Origin of the sequence: Acinetobacter indicus CIP 110367 (assembly GCF_000488255.1) — a bacterium.
In the GTDB taxonomy this organism is placed as follows: domain Bacteria; phylum Pseudomonadota; class Gammaproteobacteria; order Pseudomonadales; family Moraxellaceae; genus Acinetobacter; species Acinetobacter indicus.
The window spans coordinates 50,037-69,529 of record NZ_KI530754.1; the positions used below are offsets into that span (position 1 = coordinate 50,037).

Below are 19,493 nucleotides of genomic sequence, written 5' to 3' on the forward strand. Positions count from 1 at the left end.
AATTAGCTCAATGTTCATTCGCCATAAGTGCTAGAGCACGCAAGGCAATCTCTTTCATTTCGGCATTTTTATAGGCAATAAAATTGCCATTTAACAGCGTATCACGATGGTTATATAAAAATGGCCGTCCCTGAAAATCAATCAGGCCACCGCCAATCCGTTCAATCAGGCATTGGCCAGCACTGGTGTCCCATTCACTGGTTGGGTGAAAACGCGGATATAAATCCACTTTATCTTCCAGCATCATGCAGAACTTATAAGCACTGCCAGCACGAAAAACCGTATAGTCCTGTTCAATCGTAGCGAGCGCCTGTAGATACTGCTCATAGACCGGTTTATTTTGGCTACTTTGACTTAAACCGACTTGAATCTGCTGACCACTGTCTACATATAGATAGGCGTACCATTGCTGTTGCTGGATATTAAACCGTAGCGGCAGGCCCTGTTTGGGGCAGATATACACCGTTTGCTCGCCCGGAATCGCCAGAATGGCAAAGGTGGTATGAATGCCTTCGACCAGACTCAGGTTAATGGTAAATTCCGGACGTTGATGTAAAAACTCTTTGGTGCCATCGAGTGGATCAAGCAGCCAGAACGTGTCCCACCGCGCCCGATCATAAACTGCGCCTTCTTCTGACAGTAGCGGCACATCTGGAAACTGCTGGGCCAGCTGTTCTGTAATGAAGGCATTCACCCGAAAATCGGCCTGGGTTACGGGCGATTCATCGCTTTTGTGTTCAATATCAAAATCGGCACCGGAACAATAACGCTGATATTCTTCTCGCAAGATTTCACATGCCTGTGTCACAATGGGCATCAGCTGCAAAATCAGTGGATCTTGTGGTGCTGTGGTTTTTTTAAACATAGATAGCCTTATATGTCGAATTATTCTGATCAACCCACCATCATCTTTGACATGGATGGTACGCTGCTTGACCTTGCCTATGATGATTTCATCTGGAATGAGCTGTTACCGGTCCGCTATGCCGAGTTGCATCAGTGCAGTCTGGCCGAAAGCCGGGATACCCTGTTCCAGTTTTATCAGGAACACAACCATACCCTCAACTGGTATTCATCGCGCTTCTGGACCAGTAAAGTCGGGGTCGATGTACTGGCCATGCAGATTGAGCACAAACATAAGGTGGCTTTAAGACCGGGCTGTATCGAGCTGCTCGATTACCTAAAAGCCAATGGCTATCCAATCTGGCTGGCCACCAATGCCGACTGCGCCGGACTGGCCTTTAAACTTGAGCAAACCGGTCTGACCAACTATTTTGATGTCATGATCAGCAGTGAAAGCGTTGGACATGCCAAAGAATTTGTCGAATTCTGGCAACACCTGGCACAGCAGCATCCTTTTGATCCTGCCCGCTGTTACTTTATTGATGATACCGAAAAAGTACTCAATGGTGCAGCAAAATTCGGTATTCAACAGCTGCTGACCATTCAGCAGCCTTCATCAGGCAAAGCAGCCCGTGCAGACAGCCGTTATCCGATGCTGCATGCGCTGACCGACCTGATTCCCCTATTGCAACACGCTGAGGAAAACAAAATATATGCCTAAATCTGCTCAACACGAAGCTGTAGAAAGCATGCGTATTGACAAGTGGCTCTGGGCGGCCCGCTTTTTTAAAACCCGTTCAATTGCCAAAGCGGCCATTGAAGGCGGCAAGGTGCATCATAATGGTGAGCGCGTCAAAGTTTCCAAGGAAATCCGGGTTGGTATGGAGCTGACCATACAACAGGGCTTTGACCGCAAAACGGTCAAAGTACTGTCTTTATCGGCAGTCCGTGGTCCGGCACCGGTGGCCCAGCAACTTTATGAAGAAACTGAGGTCAGTATTGCTCGTCGGGAATTGATTGCATCACAAAGAAAGTTGCATAATCTAGCACGGCCTGATCATCGTCCAAGTAAAAAAGACCGACGACAAATCAGTAAATTTAAACAAGAAAATGATCAGTCCTATGACCAGTCCTGGTCATATCATGATGATTAATTTTGGGCGTCAGAATGTGTCGCAAGGCCACTGATTTTCATAGAAGAGAAACATAAATTCTGTCACTATACTCGGGTGGAAAGAGTTTGAAGTACATACATCCACTTGAGTATATTGTTTGGTGACATCGTATTGAGGTTGTAAGATGGATGAGAATAAAAGCAAGGCGCTAAATGCTGCCCTAAGCCAGATTGAAAAACAGTTTGGTAAAAACACAGTAATGCGTCTTGGTGACAATACCGTACAAGCTGTAGAAGCAGTATCTACCGGTTCATTAACGCTGGATATCGCGCTCGGTATTGGTGGTTTACCAAAAGGCCGTATTATTGAAATTTATGGCCCTGAATCTTCAGGTAAAACCACAATGACCCTGCAAGCCATTGCGGAATGTCAAAAAGCCGGCGGCACCTGTGCCTTTATTGATGCCGAACATGCTCTTGATCCTCAATATGCGCGCAAACTGGGTGTAGATATTGATAACCTGCTGGTCTCGCAACCGGACAACGGTGAACAGGCGCTGGAAATTGCCGACATGCTGGTACGTTCAGGCGCAATTGACCTGATCGTTGTCGACTCTGTTGCAGCCCTGACCCCACGTGCCGAAATTGAAGGCGAAATGGGTGATTCACATATGGGCTTGCAGGCTCGTCTGATGAGCCAGGCGCTACGTAAAATTACTGGTAATGCCAAACGTTCTAACTGTATGGTGATCTTCATTAACCAGATCCGTATGAAGATTGGTGTGATGTTTGGTAGCCCGGAAACCACCACTGGTGGTAACGCACTGAAATTCTATGCCTCAGTACGTTTAGATATTCGCCGTGTTGGTCAGGTTAAAGAAGGTGACGAAATTGTCGGTTCTGAAACCAAAGTAAAAGTGGTGAAGAACAAGATGGCACCTCCGTTCCGTGAAGCGCTGTTCCAGATTCTGTACGGCAAAGGTGTGAACCATTTAGGTGAACTGGTCGACCTGGCTGTGCAGCAAGAGATTGTGCAAAAAGCTGGTGCCTGGTATTCATATCAAGGTGAAAAGATTGGCCAAGGTAAAAACAATACCATTCGCCATCTGGAAGAACATCCTGAACTGGCACAGACCATTGAAAAAGTGATTCGTGAACAACTGTTAACCACAGGCAATGTGGTGGAAGAAAAAGACGAAGAGGAACCTGACTTTTCATTAGATCTGTAAGACTCAACTGTTGAGACTTTAGACATTACACAATACGCCCTACGGGGCGTTTTGTTATTATGCTGATGGCCCTTTTCTGCGAGATGCTTATGTCAGATGCAAAATTCACTAAACTGTTGGACTATGAAACCTTAAAGCAGCAATTTGGCGATGCAGAAGATCAGCCAGCACCATCTGTATCTGCAACTGCCCCGCCTGAATTTGATCCTGAAGAACGTTTATTCGATCATAATAACAGTCAGGAACACAAACCAGGTTTAAGCGGTTCACGTTTGCGCTCTTATGCCTTTGCAGTCCTGACCCGTAAAGAATATTCCAAAGCTGAACTGATTGAGAAACTGGCGCTGTATGCAGAAAACCGTGAAGAAGTGGTCGTTTTGGTCGATGAACTGTCACGCGAGAATTACCAGAGTGACCAGCGTGTGGCCGAAACCCTGCTGTCCAGCCAAAAGCGCAAAGGCAAAGGCCCCAATCAGATTAAAATGAAGCTGAAAAGCAAAAAAATTGATACCGCTTTAATTTCAGAAGAACTGAAAGAAACCGACTGGGTGCAGCAAGCCTACGAATTAAAAGTTAAAAAGTTTGGTCCTGATGTCACGAAAGACCCGAAACTGAAAGCCAGACAGATCCGCTTTTTAATGTATCGTGGGTTTGAAATGGATGCGATTATGAAGGCGATTAACCGTAAAGCAGAAGATTAAAAACTGAATCTAGAGATGTAGATAAGCATCTAACTAGGATGAAACATCGACAAATATAAGAAAATAATATAGGGATTAAATCGAAAGGAAATTAAAAAGAAAAAAGCGATATTCTAAGAATTATAAAAATGGTGGCAACCCTACCAGCAAAGCTTCGGCACATCCCACGTCTGCTACCGTTGCTACCTTCCGGTCCTGGCGGGGTTCACAGGGTGAAATTGCGAAGTAACCGGCAGGGCTACCATTGCAGAAACAGAGTATAGACAATTTTATTGAACTTGCAAGTCCTGATTGCGCTTTTATATAAATCAGCCATCTATTTGATTATTAAAAAAACAGTTTGTATTTAATTGGTTATTTTGCAACAGAATTCCGAGAATTTTGACAGACGCCTAATTCATGACAACTTTGTAAAAGCTTATTGCAATTCGGGTTCGGGCCGTTTTTAATGTGCACATGATGATTTGGAATGAGCCCTTTCCTGACCGCACATTCCCAGTAAAGATAAAAGATGGATATGAAAATGATGCTAAAAAAGCATACGCTCTGTGCACTCACCCTGCTCTGCTCTGCGCCAGCACTGGCCAATATTCCCATTGAATCACGCGGCTTAAGTCAGAACAGCGGCAGCGCCAGCACCCCGGCGGCCATTGGCGCCTCCAATAGCGGCGCTCCGGTCACCACCAACCTGAACTGGCAATTGATGCAAAAAAACCAGCAGCTTGAAAATGATATTCGCACCCTGCGTGGCAAAATGGAAGAACAGGAAAACGAGATTGCCCAGCTCAAGCATGAACTGACCAACCGTTATACCGATTTAGACCAGCGTCTTGAACTGCTGAACCAGAAAATTGATCCGGAAGCGGCACCTGCTGTAGAGGAGGATAATCAACAGGATAGTTCTCCCAGTACAGCCAGCAGCAGCCAACCCACCAGTAACCCCGTAAATAATACCGCTGCCCCAGCACCAGCAGCGACCACCGTGGTTAGCACACAAAGCTCGACGGAAGAACTGGAAAAAGCCGCCTATACCATTGCTTTGGATGCCTATAAACAAGGCGGGGCCAAAAAAGCCATTGCCCCGATGCAGAACTTTATTAAAAACCATCCTAATAGCGTGTATATCAGCAATGCCTATTTCTGGCTGGCCGAGTTTAATCTGGCAATTGAACCGACCAATTACAGCGAAGCCAAAAAGAATTTTGAAATTGTTGCCAGCAAATATCCAAATTCGTCTAAAGCCTCCAATGCGGTGTATCGTCTGTATAGCATTGCCAAAAATGTCGACAAGAATGATGCACTGGCCGCGCAGTATCGTAGCACCCTGCTGACCAAATACCCGTCTTCCCAGGAAGCCGGCTTTGTGAAAAGCTCATAACCCAAAAGCCTCAGATGAGTCTTTTTTATAACAGCAGGATCGTGTTTAACGATGGGTATGTACCGACATGACAATACCCATCCCGGCCAGCAGACTGACCACAGCCGTACCGCCATAACTCATTAACGGTAATGGATCGCCGGTTACCGGTAAAATCCCGCTGACCATACCGGAGTTTAAAAACACAAAGAAGAAGAAGGTCAAGCCAACTGCACCGGCATATAGGCGACCGAAATTATGAAAACAGCTCAGGCTGATAATCAGGCAGCGGATAATAATTGCAGCAAACAGCGCGAACAGTAAAAATACGCCAAAGAAGCCAAATTCTTCAGCATAGGTTGACATAATAAAGTCAGTATGATGCTCCGGCAAATAACCCAAATGCGACTGAGTGCCTTCCAGATAGCCCTTACCGGTCAGACCACCCGAACCAATGGCAATTTTAGATTGAATAATATTCCAGCCAGCGCCGAGTGCATCAGATTCCGGATCAAACAGGGTTAAAATCCGTTTCTTTTGATATTCCTGTAATAAAAACATCCAGGCCAGCGGTGCAACAATGGCCATCGCCGCAAATGCCCCGCCAATTAAACGCCAGGACATGCCGCTCAGAAACAATACAAAAATGCCCGGAATAATCAGGCCAATGTTCAAGTCCGGCTGTAGCGCCACCAGCACAAAAGGAATGCCGAGCAGCACCAGCGCACCGACGATTTGCAGGAATTTGGGTGGAAACGGTTTACGAGCAAAATACCAGGCCATCATCAGTGGCATGGTAAATTTCATGAATTCACTGGGCTGCATACTGCCAATACCGGGCAGACTGATCCAGCGTTTGGCCCCCATGCGGGTTTCACCAATCAGCAGCACCAGTACCAGCATGAGCACGGCCAGGGCATAAAAATAGGGACTGGCGGCCTGATAGACCTTGGGCGGAATCTGCGCACAGATAAACATGGCAATAAAGCCGATACCAAAGCTGATGCCCTGACGCATCACCATTCCCATATCCTGTGCGGTGGCACTATACACCACCATCAGCCCTAAAATTGCATTCAGGATCAGGAAGCATAATAGCCAAGGATCGAGGTGTAGTTTGGTCCAGCGAGAGGTATCGCTTTTAATGCTTCTTCCATCACGTAAAGAGTGACGTAAAAAACGATACTGCTGAGAAGGTATCATTGCGCCCCATTCAATCCAGATAACAAATCATCGGCAATTATAGGATGAACCATGCGCAGAGTGAATCGGAAATACACACCCGACTCATGATTTCAGCAAAGATTTTTTATACAGTACTTCCGGCGTGCTGGGCTTGCAGAATTAAACGTGCCAGCTCCAAATCATCGGGATAGGTAATTTTAATATTGTCCGAGCGACCTTGTACCACCTGTACCGGATAGCCACCATGCTCCAGCGCACTGGCTTCATCGGTAATATTCACCTCTTGCGCCAATGCCTGTTCAATCGCACGTTTAAGCTCACCTAAGTGCGCCATTTGCGGGGTTTGTGCCTGCCACAGCTGGGCACGGTCTACCGTGGTCTGAATCTGCTGCTGCGTTTCTACACGCTTGAGGGTGTCACGGACCGGAATGGCCAAAATAGCACTCTGGTTGCTGTGTACTGCCTGATTCACCAATGCATATAAGTTTTCAACCGCCACACAGGGACGCGCGGCATCATGCACCAGTACCCAGTCCTCATCCGATGCAATAGCAGATAAATACTGCAAGGCATTCAGCACCGAGTTGACCCGCTCTGCGCCACCCAGACAAAAATGGGCTTTATCCTGATGTGCAAACGGCAAACGCTGGGCCACATCATCCTGCGCACCAATGGCCACCACATAACCTGCCAGCGGCAACTGATTTAAACGCGCTACCGTATGCTCCAGCACCGTGTGGTCCTGGATCATCTGATATTGCTTGAGTTCGGATTTGGAAAAGCGACTGCCCGAGCCTGCTGCCGGAATAACGGCCCAAAGTTTATGGTGTAGGGGTTGTTGCAGCTGGCTGTGGTGCTTCATTGGTACGTAAATCTACCTGGGCATTCGGATTGATATAAATCGGCTTATATTGGGTACTGATGGTACTCATCTGTACAAAAGTTTCATGTGGTTTAATTAAGCCCAGATCAAGACGGGCATGTTCTTCGATGGCTTCTACACCATTTTTTAAATCATAAACTTCCGCGGCCAAAACCCGGTTACGTTCTTTTAATTCATTATTGAGTTCGGTTTGTTGTTGTATTTTCTGGGTCAGTTCCTGATGTTCACGATAACCACCTTCACCAAACCAGTATAAATATTGAAACCCTGCGATCAGAACGATCGCAAGGCCCAACAGTACTTTACTCGATTTCGAGTCGAATACACTTAACATTGACATCTGTCGCTTAGTTTAAACCTTTAAACTCAGCTTTACCGCGATATGCAGCATTCGTCAATTCTTCAATACGAAGTAATTGGTTATATTTCGCTACACGGTCAGAACGGCATAGAGAACCAGTCTTGATTTGACCTGCTGCTGTACCTACTGCAAGATCGGCAATGGTCGAGTCTTCAGTTTCACCTGAACGGTGAGAAATAACAGTCGAGTAACCATTGGCTTTTGCAAGGTAGATGGCATCTAAAGTTTCAGTCAAGGTACCAATCTGGTTGTATTTAATCAGAATCGAGTTACCCACTTTTTCGTTGATACCGCGTTGCAGGATTTTAGGGTTAGTCACGAACAGGTCATCACCGACCAACTGGATCTTGTCGCCAAGAATTGACGTCAGGTAAGACCAGCCTTCCCAGTCAGATTCATCTAAACCATCTTCAATTGAGATAATTGGATATTGGTTTACCAAGCCAGCTAAATAGTCAGCAAACTGGTTGCTGGTGAATGCTTTGTTGCCTTCGCCTTCCAGTACGTATTGACCATTCTTGTAGAATTCAGAAGATGCACAGTCAAGCGCAAGCATCATGTCAGAACCTGCCTTGTAGCCAGTCTGTTCAATTGCTTCAAGAATTACGGTAATTGCTTCTTCGTTTGAACGTAAGTTCGGCGCGAAACCACCTTCATCACCTACAGCTGTGTTCAAACCTTTTTTCTTTAATACTGATTTTAACGCATGGAATACTTCAGCGCCTGAACGTAATGCTTCAGCGAATGAAGTGAAGCCTACTGGCTCAATCATGAACTCTTGGATGTCAACAGTGTTGTCTGCGTGCGCACCACCGTTCAGGATGTTCATCATTGGCACAGGCATAGTCAAAATGGTTTGACCACGTAAATCTGCGATGTATTGGAAAAGAGGAATTTTCTTTTCATCAGCAGCAGCGCGTGCAGCAGCCAAAGATACGGCTAGCGTTGCGTTTGCACCTAATTTTTCTTTGTTTTCAGTACCATCTAAAGCAATCATCGTATTGTCGATGTCTTTTTGCTCAAATACTGATTTACCCACCAGCGCATCACGGATTAGCGTGTTAACGTTGTTTACGGCAGTTTTCACACCTTTACCTAAGTAACGTGCTTTATCGCCATCACGAAGTTCTAAAGCTTCACGAGAACCAGTTGAAGCACCAGATGGTGCACATGCACGGCCAACTACGCCAGATGCTAAGATTACGTCTGCTTCGATGGTTGGGTTACCACGAGAGTCCAAAATTTCACGTGCACGAATGTCAACGATTTGGCTCATGAACAATTCCTCAGTTGATTGAATAATAGATGCTGTTGCGGGCATCAATGAGTATCTAACTTTTTGAATCCTTTAACTAAAGTATCCAATTCTTTTAATTGCGCCAAGAATGGCTCTAGCTGTGACAGACGCAGCGCACACGGGCCATCACATTTGGCCACATCCGGATCTGGATGCGCTTCCAGGAATAAACCTGCAAGCCCGGTCGCCATACCGGCACGCGCCAGTGTGGTGATTTGCGCACGGCGACCACCTGCTGAATCGGCACGGCCACCCGGCGTTTGCAGCGCATGGGTCACATCGAAGAATACCGGCACATTCATCTCTTTCATGATGTCAAAGCCCAGCATGTCAACAACCAGATTGTTGTAACCAAAGGCTGAGCCCCGTTCACAAAGAATCAGTTTGTCATTACCAGCTTCCAGACATTTATGCAGGATATGACGCATTTCATGCGGCGCAAGGAATTGGGCTTTTTTAATGTTGATGATGGCCTGTGTTTTGGCCATAGCTTCAACTAAATCGGTCTGACGGCTTAAAAAGGCAGGAAGCTGAATAATGTCAGCAACTTCAGCCACCGGCGCAGCCTGATACGGCTCATGCACGTCGGTGATAATCGGAACATTGAAGTGTTTTTTGATGTCTGCCAGCCACTCAATCCCTTTTTCCAGGCCTGGGCCCCGGAATGAGTTCAGGCTTGAACGGTTGGCTTTATCAAAGCTGGCCTTAAAAACGTAAGGAATATTCAAACGTGTGCAGATATCAATATAGGTTTCTGCAATTTCAAAGGCCAAATCTTTGGACTCAAGTACGTTCATGCCGCCGAATAGTACAAATGGCAAGTGGTTTGCCATTTGTATATCGCCTAAACGTACAACTTCTTGTGCTTTTAATTGTGACATTTAAACTTCCTGGTTTATTCCTTTTACCGCTTAGTGCTTGTTTTGGTACTGCTTTTTGGCAGCATCAATAAAGCTTGCAAACAGCGGATGTCCATCACGTGGCGAGCTGGTAAATTCTGGGTGGAATTGTACCGCAATAAACCAAGGATGTTGAGGGATTTCAACTGTTTCCACCAAGTGCTGTACTGGTGAATAACCTGAGATTTTCATGCCTTTTTCTTCAAGAACAGGAATATAACGGTTATTCATTTCATAGCGGTGGCGGTGACGTTCAATAATTTCTGCTGAACCGTACACTTCACAGGTTTTGGTGCCTTCAACCAGTTCTGATTTTTGTGCACCTAAACGCATGGTACCGCCGAGGTCAGAATCAACTGAACGCTGCTGTACTTCACCACGCTCATCTAACCATTCGGTAATCAGACCAATTAATGGAGATTTGGTTGAACGGTTAAATTCAGTTGAAGTCGCATCTGCAATACCGGCAACGTTACGTGCGTATTCGATCACGGCAAGCTGCATACCTAAACAGATGCCCAGGAATGGTACACCGTTTTCACGTGCATAACGGATGGCCGCCATTTTGCCTTCAGTACCGCGCTCACCAAAGCCACCTGGTACCAGAATTGCGTCAGCATCTTTCAGTACGGCTGCAACGTCCTGGCTTTCCAGGTCTTCTGCATTGACATAGTCAATCTGTACTTTGACACGGTTTTGAATACCAGCATGCAATAACGCTTCGTTCACCGATTTATAGGCATCTGGCAGTTCAACGTATTTACCAACCATCGCTACACGTACGGTGTATTCCGGATTCAGTAAGGCTTCAACCACGTTATCCCAGTCAGACAGGTCTGCTTCTGGCACATCAAAACCAAAACGTTCACAGATCAGATCATCAACATCCTGCTCATAGAAGGTACGTGGAATTTGATAAATGGTTTTGGCATCTTTGCACACCACAACTGCACGCGCTTCAACGTTGGTGAACAGTGCAATTTTGCGGGTAGTATCTGCGTCTACATCATGCTCAGTACGGCAGATCAGGATATCTGGCTGAATACCGATTGACAGTAATTCTTTAACCGAGTGCTGGGTTGGCTTGGTTTTTAACTCTGCTGCAGACTTGATGTATGGCAACAGGGTTAAATGCATCAGCATGGTACGTTTATGACCGAGCTCAACCATGAGCTGACGGACCGATTCCATGAATGGGAGAGATTCAATGTCACCGACCGTGCCGCCAATCTCAACAATGGCAACGTCATAACCTTCACCTGCGCGAAGGACACGCTCTTTAATATTATCTGTGATGTGTGGAATCACCTGAACGGTACCGCCCAGATAATCACCACGACGCTCTTTATTTAAGACGTCTTGGTACACGCGACCTGATGTGAAGTTGTTTAACTTCGTCATCTTCGCACGACGCAAGAAACGTTCGTAATAACCCAAGTCTAAGTCAGTTTCAGCACCATCCTCTGTGACAAAAACTTCACCATGTTGGAAAGGACTCATCGTCCCTGGATCGACATTGATGTATGGATCCATTTTGACCATGGTTACTTTCAAACCACGGGCTTCTAAAAGTGCAGCAACTGAAGCAGCTGAAATACCTTTACCTAGTGATGAAACAACACCACCAGTCACGAAAATAAAATGGGTCATTGGGTTTCTCGTACAATCGAGCCTAAACTGGCCTGCAATGTTGCGCAATTTTACTTTACTCTGCACCTATAAAGCAAAGTCATTCCGCATCAATTCATAGAACAATAAACAATTGGCTATTCTATCAGCATTTCCGATAAAAAATTAGATTTTATTCATAGGATTTTCATCTGATTTTTTGCTGTTATAATACGCGCATCTCGTTGAACCCTCCTTTTTTAGATTATGAACAAAAAATTTTTGATTTGTGGTGCAATTGCAACCAGTTTATTCCTGAGTGCCTGTGTTAAAAAAGAAGCACCTCAGGAAGAAGAACAGGTTGAAGTTGAGGTTCAGCAAACTGAGCAGATCACTGAGCCAGCCCAGTTCGAGCCACTTGAAGCAGAAACGCCAGAAGTGTCTGAAACTGAAGCGCCAGTGGAATACGAAGTTGAACGTACTGAAACTGAAAACACCACAACCGAAATTCGTCGTGAAGTGACGCCACGTGAACCTGCGCCAGCCCCTCAGCCAGCTCAGGCCGCTCCTGCTGAAGACAAACCGGTAGAAGCCCGTCCAGCCAACCCGGACCCAGACAGCCAGTCACAAGATGACGCTGTTGCCGCAGCCATTGCCGCAGCAACCCCAGCGCTTGAAAACTGATTTCAGCCTTCAAGCACTGTTGCATAAAAAAACCCAGTCCATGTACTGGGTTTTTTATTGGCCTTTTTATGAAGCTGTTCCATTCAGGAATAAGAACGTTCACCCTGTTGATGCTGGTTCTTTAAATAATCAGCCATTAAACGTGTGGCCCAGGACTGTGGCGCACCTAAACCTTCATAAAAACCGCAATGACTGCCCTTTTTGGTGGTCACCACCATAATATTCGGCATTTTCTGAATACTTTCTTTATACGGTTCCAGATTTTTAATATGACAAACCGGATCATCTTCGGCGTTTAAAATCATCAGGGGAATTTTGACATTCTGAAACACATAAATCGGGTTAATGGCTTTGCTATAACTTTCATAATCATGATAGCCGGCCATCTCAAAATAGGCCTGTTCAAATTCGGCCAGGTTTTGCGCGGTAATGACTTTGGCCAGCGATTTGGTTTTCTGCCAGCTACTCCGATAAGGATCAATAAAGGCCTGAATCACCTTTTTGGTCATGACCTTACTATAAAACGGATGAACATGGTTAAAGCCGATTTCGGTGTCATACCCCGGGCACAGTGCAAAAGCAGCTTTTAGCGGCGTTTTGTCGCCTTCTTCACCTAAATAACGCACCAGCAAACCGGTACCGGCCGATGAACCTACCCCATATAGGGCAGAAACCGGGAATTTTTTCTGAATAAACTGGATCTGTTCCCGTAAATCTTCGGTGGAACCAAACAGGCAGATTTTCGGAACCGGCATAGGCAAGTTGGCATGACCACGGCGTAAACATAAGGCAATACGCCAGCCGGTCTGCTGATGTAAATCCCGCACCAGCTCGCTCATGCTCTCGGCAGTTCCGACAATGGTGTGCATTACAATAATGGTTGGGGTGCGTGGTGGCAGATGCAGACCGTACCAGGCAATAGCCGTTACGCCACCATCGGACATGTTCAGCTGCTCAATGGCATCGTAATGCAGGCGGATGGTTTTTTTCTTGATTAAGTCAAAATAAAGCAGATGCGCATGGGTATTGGACAGCCACGGGGTTGGCCGGTATTTCTGTTTCAGTTGCGGTAAAACATCTATACAGCGCCGGATTTGACCTTCGGGATTAAAATATAAGGTCGGTTCTGCGGCGCCGGTCCATTCATCAATCAAGCGCTGGGTGAGCTGGGCCATTTTCTGGATCACAAATTTCATGTTTTGTTCCCCCCTTTTATGGTTTGGCTTATATCATGCTAGTTCTCTCATGTTATGAAGTCAGTTGAGTTCAGGGCTTAGATCAGGTGGGCATAAATTGTGTCATCCGTTGTCCCATCTCGGCAGCCAAAGCTTCGAGGCCGCTTTTAGGACGAATCATCACTTCAAAATCAATGATCTGACCTTGATCATTGAAGCGGATCATATCAATACCCTTGAGTTTTTTATCTCCCACCTGGGCAGAAAACTCAAGCACAACATTGTTACCGTCTGCAGCATAAAATTCACGGTGATAGCTAAAGTTCTCAAAGGCCTGAATTACATTGGTCAGAATAAAAAACACCACCTGCTTGCCGGCATAAGGCTGATAGGCCACCGGAGAACGAAACACCACATCATCGGCCAGCAGTTCATTCAGGATGGCCATATCACGCTGTTCAAGCATCTGGTGCCAACGGGCAATCGCGGTTTTGGTGATGTGTAAGGTCATTTTGGGGTCCTTTTTTGTTTTGATATTTCATTGCTATATAAACTCCCCCTGAGCAAGTTTTAAAGCATTGCTTTACAACGAAGTGCAAGAAAGGGGGATTTAGGGGAATTTTTCTACAAAAATCCCTCCCCCCCTTTTTCAAAGGAAGGAGTTGATTCTATTCAGCGAATTCCCTCTGCGTCCAGAAGATGAGCAACCCTGCTGCACAGGGCAGAGGCGGTTATTCACCCTCTCCCCAGCGCTCTTCCATAGGGAGAGGGTGAAGGAATTGCATTAAATTTTCGCCGCCAACTCTGCGCCCTGACGGATTGCGCGTTTGGCATCTAACTCACCGGCTTCCTTGGCACCGCCAATCAGATGCACATTTTTACCCGCAGCTTGCAGCTGATCGTACATAGCAGTATAAGATTCTTGTCCGGCACAGATCACCACGTTTTCAACTTCCAGCAGCATCGGCTGGTCATTGACCGTAATATGCAGCCCCTGATCATCAATTTTCTGGTAGCTTACGCCGGCCATCATTTTAACATCGCGGTTTTTTAAGCCGGTACGATGAATCCAGCCGGTGGTTTTGCCCAGGCCTGCTCCCACCGAAGATGCTTTACGCTGCAATAAATAGATTTCATGATTGGAGGCTTCTACCTGTGCCGGTTTCAGGCCACCGACATGCTCATATTCGGTATCAATCCCCCATTCATCATAGAATTTTTCCGGATTCAGACTGCCACTTTCACCGGCATGACTTAAGTATTCTGCGGTATCAAAACCAATTCCACCAGCACCAATAATCGCAACCCGTTTCGCCACCGGTCGACGCTCTTTCAGCACATCCAGATAGCTCAGAACTTTAGGATGATCAATTCCTTCAATCTCCAGCTGACGTGGAGTCACCCCGGTTGCCACCACAATTTCGTCAAAACTGCTTTTGCTCAGCTCATCAAAGCTGGCCGTATGGTTCAGTTTTAGCTGAATGCGTGGCTGCAACTCAATTTGACGTTTGAAATAACGCAAGGTTTCATAAAACTCTTCTTTGCCCGGAATGGTCTTGGCAATATTAAACTGCCCGCCAATCTGGTTAGAGGCTTCAAAAATCGTCACTTCATGACCACGGTCTGCCGCATAAATTGCAAAGCTTAAACCGGCTGGACCCGCTCCAATCACCGCAATGTTTTTCGGCTGGCTGGCTTCTTTAAAGATCAGTTCGGTTTCATGACAGGCACGCGGATTGACCAGACAGGAGGCAATTTTCATGGAGAAAATATGGTCCAGACAGGCCTGGTTACAGGCAATACAGGTATTAATTTCATCGCTACGGCCCTGCTCGGCTTTTACTACAAAATCGGCATCTGCCAAAAATGGACGCGCCATCGACACCATATCGGCCTGACCGGTCGCCAGTACATGCTCTGCCATTTCTGGGGTGTTAATCCGGTTGGAGGTGATTAAAGGAATTTTGACTTCACTTTTGAGCTTTTCTGTGACCCAGCTAAAAGCCGCACGCGGCACTTTGGTGGCAATGGTCGGAATACGTGCTTCATGCCAGCCAATACCGGTATTAATAATGGTCGCACCCGCTTTTTCAATTTCTTTGGCCAGCTGCACCACTTCTTCAAAACTTGATCCGCCTTCGACCAGATCCAGCATTGACAGACGATAGATAATAATAAAGTTTTCACCCACTTCAGCACGGGTACGTTTCACGATTTCAATCGGAAAGCGAATCCGGTTTTCATAGCTGCCGCCCCATTCATCATCACGATGATTGGTACGCTTGGCAATAAACTCGTTAATCAAGTAGCCTTCCGAACCCATAATTTCAACACCGTCATAACCGGCATATTTGGCCAGCTTGGCACAGTTGGCAAAATCGGCAATGGTCTGCTGTACTTCGGCCGAGGTGAGTGCATGCGGTTTAGACGGGTTAATAGGCGCCTGAATCGCGGATGGCGCCACAATATCCGGCTGATAGGAATAACGTCCAGTATGCAAAATCTGCAAGGCGATTTTACCGCCCGCTTCATGTACAGCTTGGGTGACCACTTTATGTTTTTCAGCTTCGGCCAAGGTGTCAAGTTTATTGCCACCTGCAAAGGTTAAGCCGGCATCATTTGGAGAAATCCCGCCGGTCACAATCAGGCCCACGCCGCCTTTGGCACGCTCTGCATAGAATGCTGCCATCCGTGCATAACCATTTGGTGCTTCTTCAAGACCCACGTGCATAGAACCCATAAGTACGCGGTTTTTTAAGGTGGTAAAGCCTAAATCAAGCGGGGCTAACAGATGCGGATAATTCGACATATTCTCTCCTTGGCTGGCCAAAAGCGGGCTATTTTTATGTTAATGCAACTTGTTGCATAAATTTATATGCGAATTTTGACTTTTATGCAACATGTTGCATAATATTTTAGATTCATACTTGCATGATCTCGTCTATGTCTTTAGCCCATGTGTTACTCACCAGCCTGATTGAAAAACCCAGCACAGGCATTGAACTGGCCCGGCGCTTTGATCGCTCGATGGGCTTTTTCTGGAATGCCACCCATCAGCAGATTTATCGTGAATTAAACAGCATGCTCAGCAAAGGCTGGATTTCCACTTTGGCTGAAGAAGATGCCCAAGGCCGTAAAAAAACCTATCAGGTTGAGGGCGCAGGCCGGGTCGAACTGGCCGACTGGATAGTCAAGCAAAGTCCTCCGGCGCAGCTCCGTGAAGAACTGATGGTGCGTTTACGGGCCGAAGCACAACTCGGCGGTAATGAGGTTTTGCCCGAGCTAGAGCGGCATTTACAGTTGCATCAGGAAAAATTGCAGCTGTATCAGGCGATTTATGCCAAAGACTTTGCCCAGCAGACCGACGAAAATCGTACCTTATATATTCATAAAATGATTTTACAGCTGGGTATCGAGCAGGAAATCGGCTGGATTCGCTGGCTGGACGCGGTGATTCCTGCGCTAAAAGCTTTTGATCAACAACAATAAAATTTCAAGGAATGAAATCTCATGCCGTATTATGTCATGCCCGATGGCGAAGGTTTATTTGTACGTGAATTTGGTCAGGGCCAACCGGTGCTGGTGCTGTCCGGTTTGGGCATGCACAGCTGGCAATGGCTGCCGTTTTTGTGGCCGCTACGCAAACAGTTCCGTTTTATTATTCCCGACTGGCGCGGCTTTGGCGGTTCGAAACAGTGCCGGATTCCGGAGCTGGATGCCATTTCCAGCCACTGGCAGGATGTGCAATCCTTAATTCAGCAAATGCAGCTGCAACAGTTTATAATCATTGCCTATTCGATGGGCGCGACCACCGCCATGCATGGCATGCAATATGGACAGCTGGCAACGCAGTTAAAAGCCTATCTGCATATTGATCAGACCCCAAAAATCCTGGTAGATGAACACTGGGCTTATGGCCTGTTTGGTCAGCAGCACAGCCACTTTAAACAGATTTTATCTGAACTGTCCGCGCTATTTACGGAACACGCACATCTTCAGTGGATTCACGATTTAAATAACACAGCCAAAGATCAACTGTTTGCTTTATGGATGCAGTTTATTGAGCTGCAAAATAACAACCCTCGCCAGCGAGCCATCTTTTGTAAAATCCTGCAACAGCCACGTTTGCAACATCTGCTGTTACCCTCATCTCGACTGGACTATATGACTTGGTATATCCGCAACTATTTAGAACATGCCGAAGATTATCGTGAAGCCTTAAGCCAGCTGAACTGTCCTACGGTGTTTTTTAGCGGGGTGCAATCGGTGCTCTATCCGGTACAGGGACAAACCCTGATTGCCCAAAGTGTGGCACAGGCACAGCAGGTGTTGTTTGAAAAATCAGGGCATACTCCGCTACTGACTGAGCCGCTGAAATTTACCCGCGAACTTAAACGCTTTTTATTGCAGCATCAGTAAATATCTACATCAATATTTATAGCTGAATAAAAAAAGCCGAACGGTGTAAGGTTCGGCAAAAAGCAAGTGAAGACTAACAATCAAGGCAAAGCACTAGGCAATTTTCCCATCAATAATGCCCTGCTGTTTTAAAGCCTGCAGTTCTTCAGCAGATTTAAAGCGGGACAGAATATAGGCCGTATGTTCACCCAGTTGCGGTGGTGCCTGCCGGTATTCGACCGGTGTATCTGACAGCTTGATCGGTGATGCAATCATTTTAAATTGCGCATTTAAACTGTGCGGCAAATTTACCAGCATCTGCCGATGCTGAATTTGCGGCTCAGCCAAGGCATCTTCAATCGAGTTAATTACACCGACCGGTACTTTGACCGCATGAATCCGGCGTACCCATTCCTCTACATTAATTACAAAATGCAGCAATTCCGGTCTGTGCTCGGCCCAGAATTAAGGCATGTACGTCATGCGTGCCTTCATAGGTATTCACCACTTCCAGATTCACCAGATGACGCGCTACACCAAACTCATCCGAAATGCCGTTACCACCCATCATGTCACGAGCCAAACGGGCAATATCCAGTGCCTTGCCACAGTTATTGCGCTTGATTAAAGATGTTCCTTCAATCGAGGCAATACCTTCATCTTTCATGCGGCCAAAACGTAATGCGGCCTGTAAACCTAAGGCAATTTCAGTTTGCATATCGGCCAGTTTTTTCTGGATTAACTGATTGGCAGCCAAAGGACGACCAAACTGTTTACGGTCCATGGTGTACTGATGTGCGGTATGCCAGCAGAACTCCGCCGCACCCATCGCACCCCAGGCAATGCCGTAACGGGCACTGTTCAGACAGGTAAATGGACCTTTTAAGCCACGAACTTCCGGGAAAGCATTTTCTTCTGGGACAAATACGTTATCCATCACAATTTCACCGGTGATGGAAGCACGTAAACCGACCTTACCGTGAATCGCCGGGGCAGACAGCCCTTCCCAGCCTTTTTCCAGAATAAAGCCGCGAATGTCACCGACATTGCCTTCAGGTGAAACCTCTTTGGCCCAAACCACAAAGACATCGGCAATTGGACTGTTGGTAATCCACATTTTTGCGCCTGTTAAACGATAACCGCCATCGACTTTTTTGGCACGGGTAATCATGCTGCCCGGGTCAGAACCATGATCCGGTTCGGTCAGACCAAAGCAGCCAATATATTCACCCGTAGCTAATTTTGGTAAATACTTCTGTTTTTGTTCTTCCGAGCCAAATTCATTAATCGGTACCATCACCAGCGAACTTTGTACACTGGCCATAGAACGGTAACCTGAATCGACGCGTTCGACTTCACGGGCAATCAGACCATAGCTGACATAATTTAAACCGGCACCGCCGTATTGCTCAGGAATGGTCGGGCCCAGCAAACCGAGCTCGCCCATTTCACGGAAAATGGTCGGATCGGTTTTTTCATGACGGAACTGTTCTAATACACGTGGCATCAGCTTGTCTTGACAATAGGCCGCAGCAGTATCACGGATCATGCGTTCTTCTGCAGTCAGCTGCTGCTCCAGCAGGAATGGGTCTTGCCAGTCAAAATGTACTTTACGGCCTGAATGTGAATTTACCATTTGATTCATAGCTTCCTCTGCCTGAATGATGTTCTCGTTGTTTGTGTTGATACTATGTGTGAAAAATAATATTTTCAAACGAGATTTTTTAATGCAGATATGCATTCTCCGCATATCTTAAAT

General features: G+C 46.4%; 19 protein-coding genes, 1 other RNA gene and 1 pseudogene. 8 read left to right on the top strand and 13 right to left on the bottom strand.

The genetic code is table 11. The features are described from left to right. Window positions 1–7 precede the first annotated feature (7 nt). Window positions 8–865: a 3'(2'),5'-bisphosphate nucleotidase CysQ family protein gene (locus P253_RS05005; RefSeq protein WP_016659020.1), complete on the bottom strand. Its 858-nt coding sequence runs from the start codon at window positions 863–865 to the stop codon at window positions 8–10. A 12-nt stretch (window positions 866–877) separates the two neighbouring features. Here P253_RS05005 and P253_RS05010 point away from each other — a divergent pair, with 12 nt between their 5' ends. The 4 genes from P253_RS05010 (at window position 878) to P253_RS05025 (ending at window position 3,887) form a co-directional block, all read left to right on the top strand. Next, window positions 878–1,564, top strand: coding sequence for an HAD-IA family hydrolase (locus P253_RS05010; protein ID WP_016659021.1), 687 nt, complete (start codon window positions 878–880; stop codon window positions 1,562–1,564). Next, window positions 1,557–1,997, top strand: coding sequence for an RNA-binding S4 domain-containing protein (locus P253_RS05015; RefSeq protein ID WP_016659022.1), 441 nt, complete (start codon window positions 1,557–1,559; stop codon window positions 1,995–1,997). The genes P253_RS05010 and P253_RS05015 overlap by 8 nt, the downstream gene beginning before the upstream one ends. A gap of 145 nt (window positions 1,998–2,142) precedes the next feature. Further along, on the top strand, window positions 2,143–3,186 hold the full coding sequence (gene recA, locus P253_RS05020) for a recombinase RecA (protein ID WP_016659023.1): 1,044 nt from the start codon (window positions 2,143–2,145) through the stop codon (window positions 3,184–3,186). Window positions 3,187–3,275: 89 nt separating this feature from the next. Then, window positions 3,276–3,887, top strand: coding sequence for a regulatory protein RecX (locus tag P253_RS05025; RefSeq protein ID WP_005178497.1), 612 nt, complete (start codon window positions 3,276–3,278; stop codon window positions 3,885–3,887). 138 nt (window positions 3,888–4,025) lie between these two features. Here the strand turns inward: P253_RS05025 and ffs are convergent. Then, window positions 4,026–4,122, bottom strand: an RNA gene (ffs, locus tag P253_RS15450) — signal recognition particle sRNA small type. Window positions 4,123–4,410: 288 nt separating this feature from the next. On the opposite strand from ffs, the gene P253_RS05030 reads away from it, so the two are divergent. After that, entirely contained in the window at window positions 4,411–5,265 is an 855-nt protein-coding gene (locus P253_RS05030) for a YbgF trimerization domain-containing protein (RefSeq protein ID WP_016659024.1), read from the top strand. A gap of 45 nt (window positions 5,266–5,310) precedes the next feature. On the opposite strand, the gene rodA is transcribed toward P253_RS05030, so the two are convergent. The 6 genes from rodA to P253_RS05060 all read right to left on the bottom strand — a co-directional run bounded on the left by rodA (window position 5,311) and on the right by P253_RS05060 (window position 11,519). After that, on the bottom strand, window positions 5,311–6,447 hold the full coding sequence (gene rodA / locus P253_RS05035; RefSeq protein WP_005178500.1) for a rod shape-determining protein RodA: 1,137 nt from the start codon (window positions 6,445–6,447) through the stop codon (window positions 5,311–5,313). A gap of 106 nt (window positions 6,448–6,553) precedes the next feature. After that, a complete protein-coding gene (gene ispD, locus P253_RS05040; RefSeq protein ID WP_016659025.1) occupies window positions 6,554–7,291 on the bottom strand; it encodes a 2-C-methyl-D-erythritol 4-phosphate cytidylyltransferase in 738 nt (245 codons plus the stop codon). Continuing rightward, on the bottom strand, window positions 7,251–7,652 hold the full coding sequence (locus P253_RS05045) for a septum formation initiator family protein (RefSeq protein ID WP_075167982.1): 402 nt from the start codon (window positions 7,650–7,652) through the stop codon (window positions 7,251–7,253). The genes ispD and P253_RS05045 overlap by 41 nt, the downstream gene beginning before the upstream one ends. Window positions 7,653–7,659: 7 nt before the next feature. Beyond that, window positions 7,660–8,949: a phosphopyruvate hydratase gene (gene eno / locus P253_RS05050; RefSeq protein ID WP_016659026.1), complete on the bottom strand. Its 1,290-nt coding sequence runs from the start codon at window positions 8,947–8,949 to the stop codon at window positions 7,660–7,662. Between the two features lie 44 nt (window positions 8,950–8,993). Next, on the bottom strand, window positions 8,994–9,851 hold the full coding sequence (gene kdsA, locus P253_RS05055; RefSeq protein ID WP_005178509.1) for a 3-deoxy-8-phosphooctulonate synthase: 858 nt from the start codon (window positions 9,849–9,851) through the stop codon (window positions 8,994–8,996). A 30-nt stretch (window positions 9,852–9,881) separates the two neighbouring features. Continuing rightward, complete coding sequence (locus P253_RS05060) at window positions 9,882–11,519, bottom strand: CTP synthase (RefSeq protein WP_005178510.1); 1,638 nt, start codon at window positions 11,517–11,519, stop codon at window positions 9,882–9,884. 225 nt (window positions 11,520–11,744) lie between these two features. Between P253_RS05060 and P253_RS05065 the strand changes: the two genes are divergently transcribed. Further along, on the top strand, window positions 11,745–12,161 hold the full coding sequence (locus P253_RS05065; RefSeq protein ID WP_005178512.1) for a hypothetical protein: 417 nt from the start codon (window positions 11,745–11,747) through the stop codon (window positions 12,159–12,161). Window positions 12,162–12,244: 83 nt separating this feature from the next. Here the strand turns inward: P253_RS05065 and P253_RS05070 are convergent, their stop codons facing one another. From P253_RS05070 to P253_RS05080, 3 genes are all read right to left on the bottom strand, one after another. After that, window positions 12,245–13,357: a YheT family hydrolase gene (locus P253_RS05070; protein WP_016659027.1), complete on the bottom strand. Its 1,113-nt coding sequence runs from the start codon at window positions 13,355–13,357 to the stop codon at window positions 12,245–12,247. 82 nt (window positions 13,358–13,439) lie between these two features. Further along, on the bottom strand, window positions 13,440–13,847 hold the full coding sequence (locus P253_RS05075; RefSeq protein ID WP_016659028.1) for a nuclear transport factor 2 family protein: 408 nt from the start codon (window positions 13,845–13,847) through the stop codon (window positions 13,440–13,442). A gap of 273 nt (window positions 13,848–14,120) precedes the next feature. Then, the gene (locus tag P253_RS05080) at window positions 14,121–16,145 is read right to left on the bottom strand and encodes an NADPH-dependent 2,4-dienoyl-CoA reductase (protein WP_005178520.1); all 2,025 of its coding nucleotides are present in this window, start codon (window positions 16,143–16,145) and stop codon (window positions 14,121–14,123) included. A gap of 134 nt (window positions 16,146–16,279) precedes the next feature. Here P253_RS05080 and P253_RS05085 point away from each other — a divergent pair, with 134 nt between their 5' ends. Both P253_RS05085 and P253_RS05090 read left to right on the top strand, forming a co-directional pair. Beyond that, entirely contained in the window at window positions 16,280–16,825 is a 546-nt protein-coding gene (locus tag P253_RS05085; protein ID WP_016659029.1) for a PadR family transcriptional regulator, read from the top strand. A 21-nt stretch (window positions 16,826–16,846) separates the two neighbouring features. Beyond that, complete coding sequence (locus P253_RS05090; RefSeq protein WP_016659030.1) at window positions 16,847–17,755, top strand: alpha/beta fold hydrolase; 909 nt, start codon at window positions 16,847–16,849, stop codon at window positions 17,753–17,755. Between the two features lie 93 nt (window positions 17,756–17,848). On the opposite strand, the pseudogene P253_RS05095 reads toward P253_RS05090, so the two are convergent. Continuing rightward, a pseudogene (locus P253_RS05095) lies at window positions 17,849–18,190 on the bottom strand (CoA transferase); the annotation flags it as partial. Beyond that, window positions 18,156–19,379 carry an acyl-CoA dehydrogenase gene (locus P253_RS05100; protein WP_016659032.1) on the bottom strand — a complete coding sequence of 408 codons (1,224 nt, stop codon included), beginning with the start codon at window positions 19,377–19,379 and terminating at the stop codon, window positions 18,156–18,158. The gene P253_RS05100 and the pseudogene P253_RS05095, both read right to left, overlap by 35 nt. Between the last annotated feature and the right edge of the window lie 114 nt (window positions 19,380–19,493).

Bases quoted from the DNA above. Each gene is read 5' to 3' on its own strand.
- P253_RS05065 (WP_005178512.1), top strand. From the start codon at position 11,745: ATGAACAAAAAATTTTTGATTTGTGGTGCAATTGCAACCAGTTTATTC.
- P253_RS05015 (WP_016659022.1), top strand. From the start codon at position 1,557: ATGCCTAAATCTGCTCAACACGAAGCTGTAGAAAGCATGCGTATTGAC.
- P253_RS05100 (WP_016659032.1), bottom strand. From the start codon at position 19,379: ATGAATCAAATGGTAAATTCACATTCAGGCCGTAAAGTACATTTTGAC.
- rodA (WP_005178500.1), bottom strand. From the start codon at position 6,447: ATGATACCTTCTCAGCAGTATCGTTTTTTACGTCACTCTTTACGTGAT.
- P253_RS05080 (WP_005178520.1), bottom strand. From the start codon at position 16,145: ATGTCGAATTATCCGCATCTGTTAGCCCCGCTTGATTTAGGCTTTACC.
- P253_RS05060 (WP_005178510.1), bottom strand. From the start codon at position 11,519: ATGACCCATTTTATTTTCGTGACTGGTGGTGTTGTTTCATCACTAGGT.
- ispD (WP_016659025.1), bottom strand. From the start codon at position 7,291: ATGAAGCACCACAGCCAGCTGCAACAACCCCTACACCATAAACTTTGG.
- P253_RS05005 (WP_016659020.1), bottom strand. From the start codon at position 865: ATGTTTAAAAAAACCACAGCACCACAAGATCCACTGATTTTGCAGCTG.
- eno (WP_016659026.1), bottom strand. From the start codon at position 8,949: ATGAGCCAAATCGTTGACATTCGTGCACGTGAAATTTTGGACTCTCGT.
- P253_RS05085 (WP_016659029.1), top strand. From the start codon at position 16,280: ATGTCTTTAGCCCATGTGTTACTCACCAGCCTGATTGAAAAACCCAGC.
- P253_RS05070 (WP_016659027.1), bottom strand. From the start codon at position 13,357: ATGAAATTTGTGATCCAGAAAATGGCCCAGCTCACCCAGCGCTTGATT.
- P253_RS05075 (WP_016659028.1), bottom strand. From the start codon at position 13,847: ATGACCTTACACATCACCAAAACCGCGATTGCCCGTTGGCACCAGATG.
- kdsA (WP_005178509.1), bottom strand. From the start codon at position 9,851: ATGTCACAATTAAAAGCACAAGAAGTTGTACGTTTAGGCGATATACAA.
- recA (WP_016659023.1), top strand. From the start codon at position 2,143: ATGGATGAGAATAAAAGCAAGGCGCTAAATGCTGCCCTAAGCCAGATT.
- P253_RS05090 (WP_016659030.1), top strand. From the start codon at position 16,847: ATGCCGTATTATGTCATGCCCGATGGCGAAGGTTTATTTGTACGTGAA.
- P253_RS05010 (WP_016659021.1), top strand. From the start codon at position 878: ATGTCGAATTATTCTGATCAACCCACCATCATCTTTGACATGGATGGT.
- P253_RS05030 (WP_016659024.1), top strand. From the start codon at position 4,411: ATGATGCTAAAAAAGCATACGCTCTGTGCACTCACCCTGCTCTGCTCT.
- P253_RS05025 (WP_005178497.1), top strand. From the start codon at position 3,276: ATGTCAGATGCAAAATTCACTAAACTGTTGGACTATGAAACCTTAAAG.
- P253_RS05045 (WP_075167982.1), bottom strand. From the start codon at position 7,652: ATGTCAATGTTAAGTGTATTCGACTCGAAATCGAGTAAAGTACTGTTG.